Annotated in this window: 17 protein-coding genes, 1 tRNA gene and 1 pseudogene; 5 read left to right on the forward strand and 14 right to left on the reverse strand. The window is 37.8% G+C overall.

Annotation, left to right across the window (positions count from 1 at the left end):
• Nucleotides 1-5: 5 nt before the first annotated feature.
• From DK858_RS01245 to DK858_RS01265, 5 genes and pseudogenes are all read right to left on the reverse strand, one after another.
• Nucleotides 6-371: pseudogene (locus DK858_RS01245) on the reverse strand (Fic/DOC family N-terminal domain-containing protein); the annotation flags it as partial.
• A 136-nt stretch (nucleotides 372-507) separates the two neighbouring features.
• Nucleotides 508-1,002 carry a RidA family protein gene (locus DK858_RS01250; protein ID WP_109395874.1) on the reverse strand — a complete coding sequence of 165 codons (495 nt, stop codon included), beginning with the start codon at nucleotides 1,000-1,002 and terminating at the stop codon, nucleotides 508-510.
• 45 nt (nucleotides 1,003-1,047) lie between these two features.
• Nucleotides 1,048-2,469, reverse strand: coding sequence for an NAD(P)/FAD-dependent oxidoreductase (locus DK858_RS01255; RefSeq protein WP_006534641.1), 1,422 nt, complete (start codon nucleotides 2,467-2,469; stop codon nucleotides 1,048-1,050).
• 609 nt (nucleotides 2,470-3,078) lie between these two features.
• Nucleotides 3,079-4,434, reverse strand: a complete 1,356-nt coding sequence (gene gorA / locus DK858_RS01260) for a glutathione-disulfide reductase (RefSeq protein ID WP_072064809.1) — start codon at nucleotides 4,432-4,434, stop codon at nucleotides 3,079-3,081.
• Nucleotides 4,435-4,578: 144 nt separating this feature from the next.
• Nucleotides 4,579-5,421 (reverse strand): 23S rRNA (adenine(2030)-N(6))-methyltransferase RlmJ, encoded by an 843-nt coding sequence (locus tag DK858_RS01265; protein ID WP_109395875.1) that lies wholly within the window; start codon nucleotides 5,419-5,421, stop codon nucleotides 4,579-4,581.
• Nucleotides 5,422-5,601: 180 nt separating this feature from the next.
• On the opposite strand from DK858_RS01265, the gene DK858_RS01270 reads away from it, so the two are divergent.
• The 4 genes from DK858_RS01270 to DK858_RS01285 all read left to right on the forward strand — a co-directional run bounded on the left by DK858_RS01270 (nucleotide 5,602) and on the right by DK858_RS01285 (nucleotide 8,712).
• Entirely contained in the window at nucleotides 5,602-5,991 is a 390-nt protein-coding gene (locus tag DK858_RS01270; protein WP_109395876.1) for a DUF1090 domain-containing protein, read from the forward strand.
• A 330-nt stretch (nucleotides 5,992-6,321) separates the two neighbouring features.
• Entirely contained in the window at nucleotides 6,322-7,341 is a 1,020-nt protein-coding gene (gene yhjD / locus DK858_RS01275) for an inner membrane protein YhjD (protein WP_109395877.1), read from the forward strand.
• 69 nt (nucleotides 7,342-7,410) lie between these two features.
• Nucleotides 7,411-7,620 carry a 2-hydroxymuconate tautomerase family protein gene (locus tag DK858_RS01280; protein WP_006534633.1) on the forward strand — a complete coding sequence of 70 codons (210 nt, stop codon included), beginning with the start codon at nucleotides 7,411-7,413 and terminating at the stop codon, nucleotides 7,618-7,620.
• Nucleotides 7,621-7,701: 81 nt separating this feature from the next.
• Nucleotides 7,702-8,712, forward strand: a complete 1,011-nt coding sequence (locus tag DK858_RS01285) for a serine hydrolase domain-containing protein (protein WP_109395878.1) — start codon at nucleotides 7,702-7,704, stop codon at nucleotides 8,710-8,712.
• 99 nt (nucleotides 8,713-8,811) lie between these two features.
• Here the strand turns inward: DK858_RS01285 and DK858_RS01290 are convergent, their stop codons facing one another.
• The 9 genes from DK858_RS01290 to DK858_RS01330 all read right to left on the reverse strand — a co-directional run bounded on the left by DK858_RS01290 (nucleotide 8,812) and on the right by DK858_RS01330 (nucleotide 19,887).
• Complete coding sequence (locus DK858_RS01290; protein WP_109395879.1) at nucleotides 8,812-10,302, reverse strand: insulinase family protein; 1,491 nt, start codon at nucleotides 10,300-10,302, stop codon at nucleotides 8,812-8,814.
• 174 nt (nucleotides 10,303-10,476) lie between these two features.
• Nucleotides 10,477-11,187 carry a HAMP domain-containing protein gene (locus tag DK858_RS01295; protein WP_109395880.1) on the reverse strand — a complete coding sequence of 237 codons (711 nt, stop codon included), beginning with the start codon at nucleotides 11,185-11,187 and terminating at the stop codon, nucleotides 10,477-10,479.
• A 525-nt stretch (nucleotides 11,188-11,712) separates the two neighbouring features.
• Nucleotides 11,713-12,714, reverse strand: coding sequence for a dipeptide ABC transporter ATP-binding subunit DppF (gene dppF, locus DK858_RS01300; RefSeq protein ID WP_109395881.1), 1,002 nt, complete (start codon nucleotides 12,712-12,714; stop codon nucleotides 11,713-11,715).
• Nucleotides 12,707-13,690, reverse strand: a complete 984-nt coding sequence (gene dppD / locus DK858_RS01305) for a dipeptide ABC transporter ATP-binding protein (protein ID WP_109395882.1) — start codon at nucleotides 13,688-13,690, stop codon at nucleotides 12,707-12,709. Before dppD ends, dppF begins: the two co-directional genes overlap by 8 nt.
• Nucleotides 13,691-13,702: 12 nt before the next feature.
• Complete coding sequence (dppC, locus tag DK858_RS01310) at nucleotides 13,703-14,605, reverse strand: dipeptide ABC transporter permease DppC (protein ID WP_109395883.1); 903 nt, start codon at nucleotides 14,603-14,605, stop codon at nucleotides 13,703-13,705.
• 10 nt (nucleotides 14,606-14,615) lie between these two features.
• On the reverse strand, nucleotides 14,616-15,635 hold the full coding sequence (gene dppB, locus DK858_RS01315; protein ID WP_075671336.1) for a dipeptide ABC transporter permease DppB: 1,020 nt from the start codon (nucleotides 15,633-15,635) through the stop codon (nucleotides 14,616-14,618).
• Nucleotides 15,636-15,800: 165 nt separating this feature from the next.
• Nucleotides 15,801-17,408, reverse strand: a complete 1,608-nt coding sequence (dppA, locus tag DK858_RS01320) for a dipeptide ABC transporter periplasmic-binding protein DppA (protein WP_109395884.1) — start codon at nucleotides 17,406-17,408, stop codon at nucleotides 15,801-15,803.
• A gap of 520 nt (nucleotides 17,409-17,928) precedes the next feature.
• Nucleotides 17,929-19,611, reverse strand: a complete 1,683-nt coding sequence (locus DK858_RS01325; protein ID WP_109395885.1) for a ShlB/FhaC/HecB family hemolysin secretion/activation protein — start codon at nucleotides 19,609-19,611, stop codon at nucleotides 17,929-17,931.
• Nucleotides 19,612-19,810: 199 nt separating this feature from the next.
• Nucleotides 19,811-19,887: transfer RNA gene (locus DK858_RS01330), tRNA-Pro, on the reverse strand.
• A gap of 299 nt (nucleotides 19,888-20,186) precedes the next feature.
• On the opposite strand from DK858_RS01330, the gene DK858_RS01335 reads away from it, so the two are divergent.
• Nucleotides 20,187-20,492 carry a DUF5339 family protein gene (locus DK858_RS01335; protein WP_109395886.1) on the forward strand — a complete coding sequence of 102 codons (306 nt, stop codon included), beginning with the start codon at nucleotides 20,187-20,189 and terminating at the stop codon, nucleotides 20,490-20,492.
• Nucleotides 20,493-20,506 lie beyond the last annotated feature (14 nt).

The raw sequence follows: 20,506 nt of genomic DNA on the forward strand, positions 1-20,506 counted from the left end.
GATTAGATTGCTATCGCCGTGTTGGTACAAAGTGGATAAGTTTCAAGATGAGTATAACCATCATAAACAGCAGTACGATAACGAAGTGCTTCTTTGGTTGCGGGATCAGCGCCGACTTGATAATCAATAGACTGAAAAAGCTGAACACTTGTTACAATGTTTTCAATACGTGAAGAGTCTTTTGCTTCCAATATTGGAAGGATATTTATCAATAATTCCTGATCAGGAATTAACTCTCTTACTGTTTTTAATTCAGTAATTGCTGAGCGCACATTGATGCACGCTTTCAATATTTCACGTGTTTCAATAAGTTCCAGATCTGCTGGTAATAGTGGTAGATCATTATAGGGTGTTTTAGGAGACCAGCTCATATGTTTATAAAAACGCATTTTATCGACATATCGCCATAACATATCGATACCATAAAAAAACGCCAAAGAAAGTCCCCCTTCTCTAGCGTTTTAATCGATTATGTTTTACGTCGAAATTGAGTAAAAGCTATCGTTCTTATTTTGCAGGACGAACCGCAATCACTTCAATTTCTACACGCCATGCTGGATTTGCCAGTTTAGCGATTTGGAAAGTTGAACGTGCTGGCAGTTGGTCAGTTTTCGAAGCATCAAAGTACTTAGAATAACCATCCATAAAGCCTTTAAAGTCCATCTCACCTTTAGTTTCTTCACCACCAACTAGGAAGACTTGCATTTTAACAACGTCTTTCATGTCTAGGCCAAGTTCATTTAAGTGAGTTTTGATTTGTTCTAATACACTGATCGTTTGTTCTTCAGTGTTACCATAAGATGCTAATACACCTTCTGGTGCATCTGCTGATTTCTTAGCAGGTACTTTACCGCTTAAGAATACAAGATTGTTACCTGCACTCACTTCAACAGATTCTGAAATAGGCATACCATTTAATTTATGGTGCACAACACCCTCCGCATTCGCGCTTGCTACACCAAAGATAAAAGGCAGGGCAACAAGTAGATTTTTATAACGCATGAAAACTCCTTAACATGTTTAATTTACAGTAAAACAAGGGGTTATTTACTTCTTAAAGCGATCCATACTAAATGGTGTTGGATCAATAACTGGTTTTTTGCCCGTTACGATATCAGCAGTCACTTCACCTGCTGCAGGGCCTTCGGTCATACCCCATACCGTCGCCGTATTAATGACTAGACCAGGGTATTCTTTAACCTCAGAAATAATTGGTAACTCATCGAAGGTTGGGCTAACAACAGCACCCCAACGTTCAACAACTTGTGATTTTTCAAATACTGGGAATTCAGCTTTCATTCTTTGGAATACCGCATCTAAGTGCTCAGTATTTTGTGTTGCTGTTGCAATGCGATATTGTTCAAACGGTGTTTTTTCATCTAATTTCCAAGATGTTGGCATCTTGAATGAATTAAACAAGTCTTCACCGATAGAGAATTCTAATGGTAGCTCACCACCACCTAATAAGTGCATGAACTTAGGCCCCAATAAGAAGCTATCTTTCACAATAGAGCTGGTGAAAATACGCGGTGCGACAGCATAAGTGCCATCGGCTTGTTCACGGAAGTGAATACCATTTGGTAGATGCACGTTACCACGAGGTGCGCCAGGAACACCTGATACACGTTGTTGTGATAAGTAAACATTCAGCGTTGGAATATCAATGCCCATGTTACCCATAAATAAACGTGACCAAATACCACCAGCAAGAACAACGTGAGATGTTCTAATCGCGCCTTTTTCTGTTACAACATCAGAAATTTTACCACCAGCAGTTTCAATGCCCCTTACCGCGCAGTTGGTATAGATTTTTACGCCAATTTGTTTAGCGTAGCGTGCTAATGCAGGTGTTCCTGTTTCGGGATCAACAGAACCTGAGTCTTCTTCAAAAGCAGCAACAGTCCATGGTGTTTGAGCACCAACAAGACGGTTTGATAACTCTTCACCTTTAATAATGCGAGTATTTAATGGTGTATCAAATCCTGCAGTTTCTTTTGCTGTTTTGATCCACGCTTGAGCTTTATCAAATGCTTTTTCATCGGCAAGCGCTTCTACACGACCTTGTGTACGATAACTAGTATCAGCACCAATTTTCTCATTCATTCCGCGCCATAAGATTTTCCCGTAATGGTGCAATGGGAAAATTTCTGGTGATGTTTGATAACTAATAATTTGGCTGTATGCACGGCCAGATTGTTCACCACCAATCTCGCCTTTTTCTAAAATAGTGACACTCATGCCACGTTCTGCAAGGTTGATAGCAGTCATGATACCTTGAATACCACCACCAATAATCACTGCATCAGACTCTTTAGGCAGCGCACCCTCTGTACCTTCGACAAATGATGCTCTAGATTTAGCTTCAACGAATTTGCCATCACGGCGCACCATTGGAACTAATGCAGCACCACCGGCTAAAACACCCGCAGCACCAACACCTAAAAGCAGCTTTCTCCTTGAAATTTTCATCTTCTACCTCAGTAATGGATTTACCATTTATATTTATAATGTTATTCATTTATTGCCTTAAAATTGAATAATACCATAGTTCATTATATTGTTAATAATTATAATTACTTGTTAATCATTTCTTAGAATAACAATATCCATAGATACAATATGGTTACTTCAATCGTTTTTTTTCATAGAAATTCATCACTTAATGAGATAACAATGAGAGTTTTACATTTGTTATTTATTGATAAATAAGGAAATAATGAGAATAGAATAAGTTTTAAATAGAAAAAGTAATTGTTTAAATAATTAACATTTTGATACAAATAACAAGGAGAGACTGTAAAAAATTATTTACAAAACCAGCAAAATCGATAGCACAATTACATAAATAAAAAGATGATCCCAACCCTGCAATAACCTTTTTTTTACAAAATAAGTAATTTCACTTAATAACTGGTTTATTGGTCAGTAAGTAGACGAATATGCTTTTTGGTAAACACATAGAAAAGAGGATGTTTGAGTTCGAAATAGAGTTGGGTTAAGTCAAAATTTTCAATAAAAAAGCCAGAGCATAAACTCTAGCTTTTGCATATTAATACCAAAGTAAGCTGTATTACATGCTTATCTCATCGTAACAAATTCTTCTGCAGCCGTTGGGTGGATTGCCACAGTATCATCAAAGTCTTTTTTCGTGGCACCCATTTTCAGAGCCACAGCAAAACCTTGTAGCATTTCATCCATACCAAATCCAATACCATGAATACCAACAATTTTTTCATCGGCACCAACACAAACTAACTTCATACGACATGGTTGACGATGACGAGTCACAGCACTATACATGGCGGTGAAAGACGATTTATACACTTTAACTTGATCAGCACCATATTGCTCAATCGCTTGAGGCTCTGTTAAACCAACAGTACCAATCGCAGGATGACTAAATACAACTGTTGGAATATTTGAATAGTCTAAATGTTCGTTAGGTTTGTTGTTAAATAAACGCTCGGATAACCGACGCCCAGCAGCAACAGCAACGGGCGTTAATTCAACCGCACCAGTATTATCGCCGACAGCATAAATCCCTTTTACATTGGTATTTTGGAATTTATCGACTTTGATATAACCTTTTTCATTTAACTCAACACCCGTTACTGCCAGATTCAAGTTATCTGTTGCAGGCTCACGACCAATTGCCCAGATTAAAGTATCAACAATCTGCTCTGTACCGTTTTCCAGTTGTAGCGTTAAACTTCCATCTGCATTTTTAATCACAGCTTTAGGAATGGCATGTGTATGTAACTTAGGCCCTTCGGTTTCCATCACTTCTAACAGTGTTTCAACAATTAATGGGTCAAAATTACGCAGTGGTGCATGTTTACGCACAAATAAATGAGTTTCACTACCTAAAGCATTTAATACACCAGCAAGTTCAACAGCGATATAACCCGCACCAACAACAGCAACGCGTTTTGGTAAGGCCTTTAATTCAAAGAAACCATCAGAATTAATACCATACTCAGCACCTGGAATATTAGGTTGAACAGGACGGCCTCCTGTTGCGATCAGAATATTATCAGCCGTGATCTTTTCACCATTGACTTCAATAGTGTTAGCATCAACAAAACGAGCAAACCCTTGGATAACATCAACTTTGTTATTACCTAAAACACGGTCATAAGATTGATGAATACGGTCAATATAAGCCGAACGGCTACTGATGAGTGTATCCCAATCAAAGCGGTTCACCGTAGTGTCAAAACCATAATCAGGACCGTATTGATGAATAGCTTCAGCAATTTGCGCCGCATGCCACATCACTTTTTTAGGTACACAGCCCACGTTAACACAAGTGCCACCTAATGCTTTCGCTTCAATTAATGCACATTTTTGTCCATACATTGCTGCTCTATTAATTGACGCGATACCGCCACTACCGCCACCGATGGCGATGTAATCGTAATGTTTGCTCGTCATTTCTCTGATCCATTTATCTGTAGAAAAATAGGTAACTCACAGGCTAAGTCTTTCATATCATGATATCTATTATGACAAAATTTAAAACATAGCTCGTCAGATTTTAGCTTTTACAGTAATAGGCAAAAACAATAATAAAGATGCTTATTCTGGTACAACCCACTCAACTAATGTATGTCCAATACCCTCAGGAACTAAGGTTTTATGTAACCAAGGGAGTATTGATTTCATTTGTGATTCTAATTTCCAAGGCGGATTAATCACAATCATGCCTGATGCCGTCATCCCGAGTTGATCACTATCAGGTTTCACGGCTAATTCAATTTGTAAAATTTTACGGATCCCTGTTGCTTCAAGCTCTTTTAACATGCGTTTGATTTGCTGACGATGAACAACAGGATACCAAATCGCATAAGTTCCAGTTGCAAAGCGCTTATGACCTTCAACAACACCTTTAACAACAGCAGAATAGTCTTGTTTAAGTTCATAAGGTGGATCAATTAATGCGAATCCACGCCGACTTGGCGGAGGTAACTTAGATTTTAATTGGCCAAAACCATCTTCACGAGAAACTCTAACTCGCTCATCACGAGAAAATTCTGTACGTAATAAAGGAAAATCTGTTGGATGTAATTCTGTTAGCATTAAAGAATCTTGTTCTCTTAGTAATTTACCCGCTAACAGAGGTGATCCTGGATAATAACGCAGTTCCCCATTTGCGTTTAATTCTCCAACCGCTTCAAGGTAAGGCAAAATAAGCTCTGGCACTTCTTCTTGCTGCCATAAACGCGCAATCCCTTCTAAATATTCACCGGTGCGAGTCGCATGAGCATTGGTTAATTGATAACGTCCAGCGCCAGCATGAGTATCAAGATAAAGGAAAGGTTTCTCTTTCTCTTTTAAAGACTCAATGATGAGTGTTTGAACAATATGTTTTAAAACATCGGCGTGGTTGCCAGCATGGAAACTATGGCGATAGCTCAGCATTCTTTATCTTCCGTTAGAAATAAGTATAGCTTAGTAATTAATTTACTCTGAAATAGTGATTGAACTCAGTGTATCAGAAAAAGCCGAACTTCTTCATTGAAAGCGAAAGAAACGTTGTGTCTTAGTCCCCAGCCGTTATGATAAGTCCATATTTCACTTAAGTTTAAATAGGATAGAAAAATGAAAAAATTACTTTTTACTGCCATAACCTTAAGCTTATTCGCAAGCCATGCGTATGCAGATAGATCAATCAATGGCTGTGATATAAAAAAACAGAATATCCAAAAACAAATTGAGTATGCAAAAGCACATGGTAATCAATATCGTATTCAAGGCTTAGAACGAGCATTACAAAATGTTGAACGCTATTGCACACCAGAAAAAGTGGTTGAAAACACCCGCCTTGAATTACGTGAAAAACAACTTGATGTTAAAGAGCGTGAGCTCGAATTAAAAGAAGCACAACTTAAGGGTGATGCAGATAAAATTGCTAAACAAGAAAGAAAGCTAGCTGAAGAAAAAGCAGATTTAAAGGCCATTGAAGAAGAATTAAATCTACTGACAAAGTAATTATCATCAGTAATTAATGTCTACTCCTTATTTGACGCTGAAACGCAGAATAAAACAATAAGTGAGTAGCCATTCTCTTATTAAACCAAACTTAATAGCAGAATTGCTGTATTGGTTTTCTATCTTTTATTAAGTACAAGATTACCTACACCTTTTGGTAGAGCATCATCTACACTTAAGCCAGAACAAACAAATACATCACCTAAAATAGTGGCTAATGACAAGAAGCATAAGGTGTGTAATAGAAATTAAGCTATGATATTTTTGAGTGAAAACTATAGTAGTGACACTCAGTTATTAAAAATGGACAGATCTAATTAAAGAGGATATATGTCAGAAGAGCAACAACCCAAAACAGAGAACGAAAAAACTCAACTGACTCAGCCACTCAAAAAAGGGCTGGAAAAAGGGATCCATGGTGGAAAAAAGGCCATCGGTATTGGAATAAAAATCAGTAATTTTATTACTAACATTCCTTTTATTGCACATCTTATTCGCACTGCCGAACGCTTTACTGACAGAATGGGAAATCAGTTTGGCGCCGCTATTACCTATTTTTCATTTTTATCATTAATCCCCGTATTAATGCTTTCCTTTGCTTGTGCGGGTTTCATTTTAGCCTCAAATCCAGATTTACTCGCTAAATTAATCACCGGTGTCGCAAATAGCATTGACGATCCAACGCTTGCATCTACGGTTCAACAAAGTATTGATACCGCAGTTCGCCAGCGTACAACCGTTGGTTTAACCGGTTTAGCGATTGCACTTTATTCTGGTGTTAATTGGGTGGGTAATTTGCGCCAAGCTATTCTGGCGCAATCGCGCCCCGTTTGGGAAAGAAATAAAGAAGAACAAGAGAAAATCTATTTCCGTTATTTTCGTGACTTTTTAGCGCTAATTGGCTTACTTTTCGCGTTAATTTTTACTATTACGCTAACATCTGTGGCGGGTTCAGCCCAAAGAATGATTGTTCATACATTGGGATTAGACGGTATTGAATGGCTAACGCCAGTATGGACAACAATAGGTTTAACTATTTCCATCACTGCAAACTACTTACTCTTTTTATGGATATTATGGATCCTACCTCGCCATCAGCCAAAACGAATTTCACTTATTAAAGGCACACTTATCGCTGCTATTGGTTTTGAAATATTGAAATCAGTCATGACATGGATGCTACCGAAAATCGCAAGCTCACCTTCAGGTGCTGCATTTGGTTCAGTGATAGGTTTGATGGCTTTCTTCTACTTTTTTGCCCGATTAACACTCTTTTGTGCCGCGTGGATCGCCACTGATGGCCCAAATATGCGTAAAGAACAGTTGTCTGAAACGCAATCAACATCTTAACTTTATGATAAAACTATATGGTTAATTCCCTACATTAACCGTCTATAAATAACATAATAAGGAAAAACAATGCCATACGTTAATATTAAAATTACACGCGAAGGTGCAACCGCTGAGCAAAAAGAGCAACTGATTGCGGGAGCAACACAACTTTTGGTTGATGTATTAGGCAAAAATCCAGCAACTACCGTTGTAGTCATTGATGAAGTTGAAACAGATAACTGGGGAATAGGCGGTAAAACAGTAACAGAATTACGAGCAGCAACAAAAAGTAAATAAAAAGTTTCTGCAATATAAATAAAGGGTGTCAAAGTACACCCTTTTTGCTGATTTATTTTCCTGACAGATAAGGAAGTAACTATGGTTAAATCAATGACTGATGCTTTTCATGCTTTACCTTCAGCAAGCGCTATCTATATTACAGGTGCAGGCATTCAGTACCCTTTTGGTATGGCTCACGGGTTTGCTGACGAAAGTACCCAGAAAAAATTAACTGTAGATACCCCCTTTCGCATCGCTAGTAATACAAAAACCTTTCTCGCAGCCGCTTTTTTACGTTTATGGGAACAAGGTGCTTTATCCCTTGATAATGATATAACTAAATATTTAAGTGCTAATTATCAACAGACATTATTAGAGCTAGGGTATGATCTTAAAACCATTACACTACGCCATTTATTAAGCCATAGCAGTGGTTTACTCGATCATGCAAATGAATCTTACCTTGAAGAAGTGATTAAAGATCCCTCTCATAAATGGACACGAGAAGAACAAATAGCGCGCTATGCTCAACAAGGCTTTCCCATTATTCCTGCGGGAAAACGCTTCATTTATTCAGATACTGGATACATTTTGTTAGGTGATATCCTTTCTCAGTTTATGAGAAAAAATATGGCCACCGCTGTTCGTGAATTATTGCATTTTCAAGACTTAGATTTACCACAAACGTGGTGGGAAGATTTAGAACAACAACCTAAGCATCCTAAAGCGCGAGCTAGACAATTTGCAGGTGAGCATGAAGGTACTCATATTGATGCCTCAATGGATGCTTTTGGCGGTGGCGGGCTTGTGATGACAACCCTTGAGTTAGCTAAATTTACAGCTGACCTCTTCGAAGATAGAGTTTACTTGCATCCATCAACCTTAAAAGAGATGAAATGGCAAGGCTCACATACAGGTGCTGCAAATTATCGTTTAGGTCTAATGGCCGAAGAAACTGAGCTAGGCACACTTTACTATCACCTGGGTTATTGGGGCTCGGCAGCTTACTATTTACCTGAAAAAAAGATTGCTATTGCAGGTTTTACAACTCAAAGAAATAATCGTGATGATCTAATAGCCATTATTAAAGAAGCGTTTAAACGCCTTTAAAATCAAAAAACAAAAAGCCAAAAATGTATCAATAACACTTTTGGCTTTTTGTTTATTTTATGACTGATATATTTTCAATATCTGTCTATCTCTGTTCTATTACTGTTTATTTGGCGCTGTTGTTACCACTGGCGTTGTTACAGCAGACGCAGGTGTATTTGCCGTTTCTGGATGAACTTGCTTTTCAAATTGAATACGTAATTCACCTAAATTTACGGTTGGCGTTTCACCACTTTGTGTTAATACAAAAGCAATATCTTCAGATAAAATTCTTGAAAGTTCCTGATTTAATGTCTCTTTTGTTAAACCCGCTAAAAAGGCTTGGCGTAAACGTTGATATTGTTCAGGAGGAATATCAATAATATTGCTTTGTTGTGATAACAGACGCTGATTAATTAAAATCGCCGTGCTGGTTTTTGCATAACGTGCAAACAACTGAGTTAATTGGAGTTGTTTCTCTTGTTGCAACTCTTGATATAACTCATCGCTGATACCTTGATTACGCAAACGACCTAATTCTTCACCTACCCATGATGCTAACGCAGGAATGTGCGCTGTGGCAGTATCAAGATTTAAAGAACAGCTTGCTCGTTGATATTGTACACGACAATCTATGTTAATCTGAGTGCTGTCGTTTTCTTTACGTTGTTCAAGGCTACGACCTAAATGCACAAAAATCACTTCACGAGCTAAATCACTTAACCAATATTTATTTAACGTGTCAGAGTCTTTTACTGGCGACCAGTCTAAATCCCAAATTAAAGCAATTTGGTCTTTTGCACGCATAGGCTCTTGCACATATAACGTTTCAGGTTTCATATCGGCAAGAACAGGTACTGGAACGGGTGTGACACGCTTACCTGATAGTGATGAAAAGGCCTGATTAATACTTTCAGTTAATAATCGATTATCAACATTACCTGCAACATAAAGCGTCATCATATCTGGGGTATACCAACGTTGCTGATAATCTGACAACTCTTTAGTATTTACAGATTGATTAACAGGTTTTCCCGGATTGTGGCCTTTTAAATTAGAGCCTTCAAGACGTGAACGCCAGATAGGATCTTCAATATTAAGAGGAAACGTTACAATTGGAAGTGGCGATTGCACTGCGTTACGAACCGCATCTTCAGTATATTGTGCAGGCTTAGCAATTCCTGCTAACAATGCAAAAGCATCCTTTAACAGCTCAGGCTGATTATTCGGTAAGCTTAAATTATAAACAGTAAAATCATATGAAACGATCATTGGAGGCAGCGGATAGTCAGGATCTAACGCATTTTTCCATAAATTATCGCGTTTTTCTGGTGTTAAACCTGTATTTTCCAAAACGTTAAGTTTGGACACTAAGGATGAAAAACCCGTTTCACTGCTTTTTTCTGACAAAGAGCCCGTATTGACTAATAAACGGATCTGTATTCTATCATTTGGGCGTTGCGGTGTTTGTAAGATTTGCCACTGAAAGCCATTTGCTAGTCGCCCTTCTTGCCAAGCCGGATCAGGCTGTAAAGCCTCCGCTTGAACTTGGCAAACAACAGCGCCAAACATAACGCTTCCCAATAAAATTCGTGTCATTACACCCTGCATGTGAACCTCTGTTGTATTAATCCTTGGTATTAAACCACTTATGAGGTTTAACAATAAGTGCCAAAAGACATGTTAGATGTTGGATATCTATTTTTTGTATTATCATTCTTTATCACCACAGAAACATGAAATAAAATCACTATAGTGATTAGACTCATTATGGCGTAAGAAGGTTCAGGTCTTCGGCAATTTTTGATCAGATTTTTGATGATTATATCCTTTAACCAGCAAACCAATCTCATCATCACAATGTGATTTTGGACAAGATAACGCTGAAACTTGGCTATCTTTATTGAGAGTGACGGCAATTTGGCGTAACGGTTTCACAACAATACGATTAATACACCAACTAATAGCAACCGTTAGAATAAGCCCCATCAACAGATATGTTGTTAGCATCAATGCAACTGTATTACTGGCAAAACGATAAAAACGATTTGTGTCAGCCTGTAAAATGAGATGACCACCATAGGACTTATCATCTGTTGAAGTAATACCTAAAGGCTGTAAAGGAATAACAGCTTCAACGGGAATACCAAAAAGCCAACTTGAGAATTCAGAGACTTCTTTCTTAGGTGCAAAATCTAAATTCATCACTTGCACATTTTCGGGTTGCATGACAATCGCTTTACCCAAAATACCCGTCGCTTTTAGTGCAACTATTTGTTGTTTAGCATCGCTCAAATCTGATCGTAACAATGCATCAGCGAGTGGTTGCTGAATACTTACACCGGCATTAAAAAGCTGATTTTGATAATCTTCACGGCGTTGATCAATCAAATAAACAAGTTGAATACTGATAAAAATAGCAATAGTCACCAACGTAACGCCCGCAACAGCGGCCATCTGTTTTATTGTTAATGAATGTTTAAGATGAGGTTTCATCGTTGCTATTTCCGGTAACCATGCTTGAACAAAGGGGATTATACTGTATTTTTTCGATTATGTATCACTCTCAATAAAGAAAATAACATTATAAAAAGCGCCTATCCATTAAAATGGAAGTAGATAAATATATAATTATTATTATTTGAGTATAGTTATAAGATAAAAATAGTAAAATAAAAATAAAACCTTACTCTCTCTTTATTATTTACAACAAATCCACTTTATTTTAATAAAAAGATACAATTCACTAAAAAGCAGTATAATATATAAAATTAAACGCTACAAACTGCTTATTTCCAAGTTAAAAAACAAGGTTAAGCGTAATGCAATTATTAATAAAAAACATTATTTTCCTTTAATATCATGAGGTTTACACTTTATAAAAAACTACATAAATATAATATTTTATATTTATAAAATTATTATTAGATTGTTTAATTAAAATTAACCAAAAATTATTAAATAAAAAAATAAGAACAATATAAATCAGTATATTGTTCTTATTTAATGAGATAAATTTATTTAAACTATCGCGCTATCTTGCTCCACCGCAAAACAAGCAATAAGCTGACCGTTATACTCTTTTAATGTTGGCTGTAATTGATTACATGGACCAAATGCGCGACGACAACGTGCCGCAAAAGCACAACCTGGTGGCGGATTTAATGGGCTTGGTAATTCTCCCGTTAATTTAATACGCTCTCTTCTTAATTCAGGCGTCAGTCTTGGTGTTGCTGATAATAATGCCTGCGTATAAGGATGTTGTGGGTTTTCAAAAATTTGCGCTTTTGTTCCTTTTTCTACACAACGTCCTAAATACATCACAATAACTTCATCTGCAATATGCTCAACAACCGAAAGATCATGGGAAATAAAAACATAAGAGAGCCCCATGTCTTGTTGTAGATCCATCATCAAATTCAGTACTTGAGCACGAACTGATACATCCAGAGCAGAAACCGGCTCATCCGCTACCACAATGTCTGGATCAAGCATCAAGCCACGCGCAATAGCAATACGCTGACGTTGACCACCAGAAAACATATGTGGGTATCGGCTATAATGTTCTGTTTTTAATCCCACTTTAGCCATCATTGATAATACTTTCTCTTTACGTTCAGAGGCATTCAGTGTTGTATTGATCAATAAAGGCTCTTCTAAAATTTGCCCTACTTTTTTACGCGGGTTCAATGAGCCATAAGGATTTTGAAACACAATTTGGATCTTTTGGCGACGTAACTTCTCAGCCGATTTATCTTTAATTAACAGATTTTGCCCACGATAAGAAAGTTCACCTGAAGTAGGAACCTCAATCATTGTTAATAATCGACCTAATGTGGATTTACCACATCCTGACTCACCAACAACAGCCAACGTTTTACCGCGCTCTAATTCAAAAGAGACACCATCAAGAGCTTTAACTGTTCTTTCTTTTGAAAACAACCCGCCTTTTACGCTGTAATACTTCGCTAAATTAACCGCTTTTAATAAGGGAGTTGATATATTTAGATTAACTTCAGCCATGGGTAGGTTCCCCTGCATTATCTAACGGTGTATGGCACTTCACACGGTGCATTCCTAATTCTTTTAATTCAGGCTCAATCTTATAACACTCATCATGAGCATATGGGCAACGAGGATTGAGTAAACAACCTGTTGGTCGATCATAACGCCCCGGTACAACGCCCGGTAACGATGCTAATCGCGATTTATTACTCGCGAACTCAGGAAGTGCTCTTAATAATGCTTGTGTATAAGGATGACGAGGCGCTTTAAAAATTTCTGATGCTTTTCCGGACTCCACGACTTGCCCCGCATACATCACAATAATGGTGTCTGCCGCTTCTGCCACTAATGCTAGATCATGGGTGATCAACACTAGCGCCATATTTTCTTGTTTTTGTAAATCAAGCAAAAGCTCTATAATTTGAGCCTGAATAGTCACATCCAGTGCCGTAGTCGGTTCGTCAGCAATCAATAATTTAGGGCGACAAGCGATCGCCATTGCGATCATTACACGTTGACTCATTCCCCCCGAAAGCTGGTGTGGATAGACATCTAAGCGAGAAGCAGGATCAGGAATCCCCACCAGCGTTAAAAGGTCGATAGCACGTTGTTTACGCGTTTTACGACTTCCTCCTTGATGGACTTTTAACGCTTCCATAATTTGGTAGCCAACCGTAAAGCAAGGATTTAAGCTTGTCATCGGATCTTGGAAAATCATCGCAACATCAGCACCGACTAAATTGCGTCGTTCTGATTCAGAGATTTTCATCAGATCTCTACCATCAAAATAGAGCTCTTGTGCACTCACTCGCCCTGGGAAATCGATAAGCCCCATAATCGCCAATGAACTGACTGATTTGCCTGAACCTGATTCCCCTACAATACCGACCACTTGCCCTTCTTCAACTTGATAACTAATTCGGTCTACCGCTTTAAACGGAGTATCTTCATTACCAAAGTGAACAGATAATTGATTAATATTTAGCAATGTCATGTTCTTACTCCGTTACTGCTTTAATTTCGGATCAAGTGCATCTCGTAAACCATCACCCATTAAGTTAAAGGCTAATACGGTAAACAAAATCGCCAAACCAGGAAACGTCACAACCCACCATGCACTTTGTGTAAACTGCAACACATCAGATAACATGGTTCCCCATTCAGGTGTTGGTGGTTGCGCGCCCATGCCTAAAAAGCCCAATGCCGCCATATCTAAAATGGCATTAGAAAAACCTAAAGAGGCTTGAACAATTAAAGGTGCAAGGCAGTTAGGTAAGATATTGATAAACATCTGACGCAGTGAACCCGCGCCTGCAACACGAGAAGCAATCACATAATCGCGATTAACTTCAATTAACACAGCAGCACGAGTGAGTCGAACATAATGCGGTAAAGCAACAAAAGTTAACGCGATAGAAGCATTAACAATAGAGGGGCCAAAAATAGCGACCAATACTAACGCCAATAATAAACTGGGTAATGCCAGCATGATATCAACGACACGCATAATGCCGATATCCACAAGTCCACCAAAATAACCCGCGACCAGCCCTAGAATAATTCCTAAAATAAGTGATAGCACGACAACAATACAGCCCACCAATAATGAAAGGCGAGCACCAAACATTAATCGAGAAAGAATATCGCGCCCAACATCATCAGTACCTAGAATAAATTGCCAACTTCCCCCTTCTTGCCAAACAGGAGGTGCTAATAAGAAGTCACGAAATTGCTCATTAGGGGCATGAGGTGCAAGAAAACCAGCCAGTAATGCAATAAGCAACATAATTACAATATAGATTAACCCTACAACGGCACCTTTATTTTGTTTAAAGTAGTGCCAAAATTCTTGGAAGGGCGTCATGGGAGCCGGTGCACTGATGACCGGTGTTACTTTATTTTCAGTCATTATGCATTCCTTATTTTTTATGGCGAATACGAGGATTCACAATGCCATAAAGAACATCAACCAACAGATTGACAAAGATAATCATCGTTGCAATTAAAAGCACACCACCTTGAACAACGGGATAGTCACGTCGCTGTAAGGCATCAATTAACCAGCGTCCTAATCCCGGCCATGAGAAAATAGTCTCTGTTAAGATTGCACCAGCCAGCATTGTTCCGACCTGTAATCCAATAACAGTGACAACAGGCAACATCGCATTGCGTAGTGCGTGGATAAGAATGACGCGAGCGCGGCTTAAGCCTTTTGCTCGAGCAGTACGAATATAATCTTCACCTAATACTTCAAGCATTGAAGAACGCGTCATACGCACAATAACAGCTAAAGGAATAGTTCCTAATACAATGGCAGGTAAAATAATGTGATGAACTGCATCTAAGAAATCCCCTTCTTCACCCCAAATAAAGGTATCAATCAGCATAAATCCCGTAAGTGGATTACTGTCATCTAAAAAGACACTATCAGCGAGGCGTCCAGAGACAGGGGTTAGGTCTAATTTAACAGACACTAACATGATTAACATGATCCCCCACCAGAAGATTGGCATAGAATAACCGGCTAATGACACACTAATCGCAGTATGATCAAAGATAGAGCCACGTTTTACCGCAGCCAAAACACCAACAGGGATCCCAACCGAAACCGCAAAAATCATGGCGCAAACACCAAGTTCTAAAGTGGCTTTAAAGCGAGGTAAAAATTCATCCCATACAGGAATACGACTTTTTAATGAGATACCTAAATCACCGTGGAAAATGCCATTTAGGTAATTGATATATTGTTGCCATAAAGGCTTATCCAGCCCCAACTCTGCCATTAAATAAGCATGTCGTTCTGGAGATAGTCCACGCTCACCCGCCATAATCATTACCGGATCACCGGGAATAAGATGAACGAAAATAAAGGTCAGTAATGTAATTCCGATAAACGTAGGGATCACAAGTCCCAAACGTTGAAGGATAAATTGCAGCATATCCTAATTCTCTTTTCAAACATCAGCTGAAAGATAGCGCTGATAAATCAGGGGAAAGTCCCCTGCGCTCACAGTGTACTGAATGTATTCGTTATTATTGAATAGCGGTGTCTTTCATAAAGAAAGACACCGTACTTAAAGCAACCCAACGATTAGGTATTGCTCTTATTTAAGGGAGACATTCTCGAAGTGATGTTTGCCTAATGGATCAACCACGTAGTTTTCTACTTTTTTACTCACTGGTTCATAAACAGTCGAGTGAGCAATAATTAAAGCAGGTGCTTGATCATGCATCACAACTTGAGCTTGTTTGTAAAGTTCAACACGTTTGTCGTGATCGGCAGTGATCCGTGCTGGCTGGATCAGATCTTCAAATGGCTTATAGCACCATTTTGAATAGTTCGAACCTTGCTCTTTTGCTGCACAGCTAAATAGCGTAGCGAAGAAGTTATCAGGATCCCCGTTATCACCAGTCCAACCCATCATAACCGCTTGGTGTTCACCGGATTTAGCACGCTTGAGATATTCTCCCCACTCGTAACTGACAATTTTGGTTTTAACACCAATTTTTTCCCAATCCGCTTGTACCATCTCAGCCATACGACGAGCATTTGGGTTATAAGGGCGCTGTACTGGCATTGCCCATAAATCAATAGTAAAACCTTCTGCAAGACCCGCTTCTTTTAACAATGCTTTCGCTTTTTCAGGGTTATATTCGTAATCGACGATCTCATCGTTATAACTCCACATTGTAGGAGGAATGAGGTTTTTGGCTTTCTGGCCCGCACCTTGATAAACCGCTTCAATAATGGCGTCTTTATTCACCGCCATACTTAATGCTTGGCGAACTTTTTGGTTATCCAGTGGTTTTTTCTCAACGTTAAAAGAGATATAGCCCACATTTAAGCCAGGTTGTTCTAACAAATTGATATCGCTATTTTGTTTCATCTTCGCAATATCAGCAGGATTTGGGAAAGGCATCGCCTGACACTCACCTTTTTGCAGTTTTGCATATCGAACGGAGGCATCAGGTGTAATAGAGAAGACTAAACGGTCAATATCTGGTTTTTTACCCCAATATTGGTCATTGGCTTTATAAAGAATACGAGAATCTTTTTGATATTGTTGTAATTGAAAAGGGCCTGTACCGATAGGATCAAGATCTACTTTCTCAGGTGTACCTGCTTTCATCATATTATCCGCATATTCAGCAGATAATATGGATGCAAAGTCCATTGCCATATCAGCAATAAAAGGGGCTTCTGAACGAGTTAAAACAAAGCGAACGGTATGATCATCAACTTTCTCGATCTTCTCGATCATGTTGTTCATATCCATTCCGGAGAAATATTCGTAACTTCCACCAGAGACTTTATGGTAAGGGTGTTTTGGATCCATTTGACGCATAAACGTGTACATCACGTCATCCGCATTAAATTCACGAGTTGGCTTAAAAGTCTTACTACTATGCCAATTCACCCCTTTACGTAAATGGAAGGTATACACTTTACCATCATCGCTCACATCCCAGCTTTCAGCTAAGCCTGGAATAATTTCTGTTGTACCCAATTTAAATTCAACTAAACGGTTATAAATAGGCACTGAACTTGCGTCATAGGTTGTTCCTGAGGTAAATAACTGTGGATTAAATCCTTCAGGTGAACCTTCAGAGCAATACACCAATGTTTTAGCCTGCACACCCGCAGAAACAGCTAATGCGAGCAATCCAATTGTGGCGGTCAAAATTCCTGTCTGTTTTTTGGAGCTTTTCATCATTACTCTCCGAAATTGTTCTGTTGTGTTTTGGTTTCCTGTTTAAAAACGGAATACCTTTTTATTTTGTCATTGTTCAATTAACCAACTGTATTCCCTTACGTCAATAAGGTATTAGAAGGTAAAAAGAACTCGTTATAAACACAAATGAAACAAATATCGAACAAACTCAGAATAAAAAAATAAGTATCTGGCTAATATCTAGTCAAAAAAACCACATATCAAAAAATACTTAAGTGAAATAACTATTTTAAAAAAAGCCATAATTTGTGATTGAACGCTTAAATATTAAACGAATATATTGAAATGAAACAAAGAAATGGATGATTTATTCTGTTAGTCCTAAAAAATAGCACCACTACATAGAAGATAATCAGTGCAATACTAAGTTAACTTAAAAAGAGAAAAATACCTTTTTCTCTTTTTAACTACGAGTATGCTATATAACCCAATAATCTATAGTTATTTATCAAATAACTTATAAAATCAATGGTAGAAAATATAAAATAAACGGCCAAAATCAGAAGTTAAATTGGGCATTGAAATTGAACTGTGATCCTGTTGCTTTGCTACTAGAAGGTGCCGATAACGGTATGCTCCATATTAACTGATAACTCAGTTGCTTAAAGCTCCCTTCTAGTCCTGTTGCCGCACCAACCAAATATTTATTTTTATTATAAAAAACGTTTTTTCTCTCTTCTGATACGGAACCATAATCTATTGCAGAGAATAGCATTTGATTATTAAAGGGTGTAAGCCAAGTAACCTTATGTCGGGAAACAAACTGATTTGCATCAGAATAACCTTTGCCTGAGTCAAAACCATACACACTATATAAACCGCCAATATTTGCTTTATCTAATAACCCATCAATATCCGATCGAGTGAGTTGAAACATTATTTCTGGCTGATAAAAAAATAACTGTGACTTAATTTTAAAAGGAATTAACGCTTCTAAATTAATATTAAAGATTGGCACACCATTAAGTGAATCTATCGGAGAAAGTTTAGCGCCAGGAATAAAAACGCTCTGCTTATAATTAAATTTAGTATTAAGATAACCCCCTCTCATAAAACGATAATTTTGCTCAATACCAGCATTAACATAAGGGCTACGACGCTCATGTACTGATAAGCGATAGCCTGACATTTCATTTCGATAAGTGTAATATTGAATTCCTCCTTTTAAAGTCACTGTACGCTGCGTTGAGGGTCTAAACTGACGCTGGATCTCAAAGGAAAGAAGTTGTTGACGCGTTTTTTGTAACTCTTTTGTCGTTTCCGATATTCTACGTTTTGATCCAATATCATAACCAAATAATGTCGCACGCCAATAATGATAAGGCACCTGCCATAAAAAGATCTGCTTTTTGATACCTCTTGATTTTAAGGTATCAAGTTGACTTGAAAGAATAACCATTAATGAGTCATTAAGTTGCGCTAAATTACCAAAGCTTAGCCTTGTAGTACCAAATAGATCCCCGTAAATTTTTTGCTCTTTATTATCAATCGATACCGAGCCCGCCATTGTTCTTTTTCCAACTTGAGAAAGAGAAATTATCGACTCATTTTCTTTTGATGATGGTTCTATCTGAATTTTGACATTACTTTTAGGAACAGCTTTGAAATTTTCAGCGCCCTGTTCAATATCTTTAATATTTAAAATATCGCCTTTTTTTATAGGCATAGCCTGTGAGATCAAATAGTGTTTATCTGTCGCTATGTTGGAAACAATATCTTGCACTCTCCCGACATTTAATATGATATCCAATACCTTATCATCAGCATAAAGATCAACGTTACCCACCTCACTCGTTACATAACCGGCATCATAAAGCATCGCATTAAGAATATTGATATCTTGTTCTAATAATGACTGCGAATGACAATGCCCTATTAATGCAGCTTGCCATTTCGCAACTTGGCGTTGTAATGATGGAGAAGAAAATTCCTCCAAATGATGAATTTTTACCTGTTTGATTGAAAAACATAGCAAAGAAGGCGTGACAAACTCCATTTTATTTTGTTGCGCTAAATTCACTAAAGAGACTCTGTCATTTTGTTGTAGTAAGTCATCTCTAAGTTGTGTCTCTGTTGGTAAATCTACTGGTACGGGAAGATCGATATGACTTTCATTCGCTACAGAGAAAAAGGCACAACACCATAAAATACAGTAGATTAGAATAGACAACTCAATACGCATTCAATTTACACTCTTATATAGGAAATAGGAGTGTTATGTATATTTAAAGAGAAACCAAAAAGATTTATAAAAAACGTCTTTTACCTACATAGGTGCCAATAATGCAACCATGCTTATTTATCTGAAAGTAAAACGAGATGATTAATGAAGAGATGCCCAAAACGACAAAACCCCGCTTTAAAAGCGGGGTTTCTTAATATGGTCGGCGAGAGAGGATTCGAACCTCCGACCCACTGGTCCCAAACCAGTTGCGCTACCAGGCTGCGCTACTCGCCGAAAACGAGGTGCATCTTACTGCCAGAAACCCACTCCGTCAATACTTTTTTAGTATCACCTGACTGTTCGTATGGTTTTCGACCAAAATGGTTGATTTTTAACTTTTTTATCATAAACAAGAGGGGATTTTTAGCGTTATTGTAACAAGCTTAGCTTTCTTTCTTCGCTTTACTATGGCTTTCTTTACGTTATCTATAAAATATGAAGAAAAATAACAAATTTATTCTTAATTATTATCGTCTAATTAGTGTACTTTTTATATAATTCCATTATGTCAAATAAGGTGGGTAATTTAGAGAATGAAACAATGTTGGTGGGGTGTCGCATTACTTTTATTGTCAATCACACTTCCAGCTCAAGCATCTACAGCTCATGCTTGCCGAGTGTACTTTAAAGAAGCGGATAAATTTATTCAGTACATTTCTGAAAGAGAAGATCTAAAACATAATATGCCGGAGATTAAAGCTAACTTCGAGCAAAGCAAAAAACAGATAATGACAGCACCTCTGGCAGAACAAAAAGTGATATGTGACAAGGAAATGCAAGAGCTTAATAGTTTGAATAAAATGTTTGGCCCTAAAGAAGAAACAGCACTAAATAAATAATCAAATAGATAATG

The organism is Proteus faecis (genome assembly GCF_003144395.1).
In the GTDB taxonomy this organism is placed as follows: Bacteria; Pseudomonadota; Gammaproteobacteria; order Enterobacterales; family Enterobacteriaceae; genus Proteus; species Proteus faecis.

Bases quoted from the DNA above. Each gene is read 5' to 3' on its own strand.
- DK858_RS01250 (WP_109395874.1), bottom strand. From the start codon at position 1,002: ATGCGTTATAAAAATCTACTTGTTGCCCTGCCTTTTATCTTTGGTGTA.
- DK858_RS01255 (WP_006534641.1), bottom strand. From the start codon at position 2,469: ATGAAAATTTCAAGGAGAAAGCTGCTTTTAGGTGTTGGTGCTGCGGGT.
- gorA (WP_072064809.1), bottom strand. From the start codon at position 4,434: ATGACGAGCAAACATTACGATTACATCGCCATCGGTGGCGGTAGTGGC.
- DK858_RS01265 (WP_109395875.1), bottom strand. From the start codon at position 5,421: ATGCTGAGCTATCGCCATAGTTTCCATGCTGGCAACCACGCCGATGTT.
- DK858_RS01270 (WP_109395876.1), top strand. From the start codon at position 5,602: ATGAAAAAATTACTTTTTACTGCCATAACCTTAAGCTTATTCGCAAGC.
- yhjD (WP_109395877.1), top strand. From the start codon at position 6,322: ATGTCAGAAGAGCAACAACCCAAAACAGAGAACGAAAAAACTCAACTG.
- DK858_RS01280 (WP_006534633.1), top strand. From the start codon at position 7,411: ATGCCATACGTTAATATTAAAATTACACGCGAAGGTGCAACCGCTGAG.
- DK858_RS01285 (WP_109395878.1), top strand. From the start codon at position 7,702: ATGGTTAAATCAATGACTGATGCTTTTCATGCTTTACCTTCAGCAAGC.
- DK858_RS01290 (WP_109395879.1), bottom strand. From the start codon at position 10,302: ATGCAGGGTGTAATGACACGAATTTTATTGGGAAGCGTTATGTTTGGC.
- DK858_RS01295 (WP_109395880.1), bottom strand. From the start codon at position 11,187: ATGAAACCTCATCTTAAACATTCATTAACAATAAAACAGATGGCCGCT.
- dppF (WP_109395881.1), bottom strand. From the start codon at position 12,714: ATGGCTGAAGTTAATCTAAATATATCAACTCCCTTATTAAAAGCGGTT.
- dppD (WP_109395882.1), bottom strand. From the start codon at position 13,690: ATGACATTGCTAAATATTAATCAATTATCTGTTCACTTTGGTAATGAA.
- dppC (WP_109395883.1), bottom strand. From the start codon at position 14,605: ATGACTGAAAATAAAGTAACACCGGTCATCAGTGCACCGGCTCCCATG.
- dppB (WP_075671336.1), bottom strand. From the start codon at position 15,635: ATGCTGCAATTTATCCTTCAACGTTTGGGACTTGTGATCCCTACGTTT.
- dppA (WP_109395884.1), bottom strand. From the start codon at position 17,408: ATGAAAAGCTCCAAAAAACAGACAGGAATTTTGACCGCCACAATTGGA.
- DK858_RS01325 (WP_109395885.1), bottom strand. From the start codon at position 19,611: ATGCGTATTGAGTTGTCTATTCTAATCTACTGTATTTTATGGTGTTGT.
- DK858_RS01335 (WP_109395886.1), top strand. From the start codon at position 20,187: ATGAAACAATGTTGGTGGGGTGTCGCATTACTTTTATTGTCAATCACA.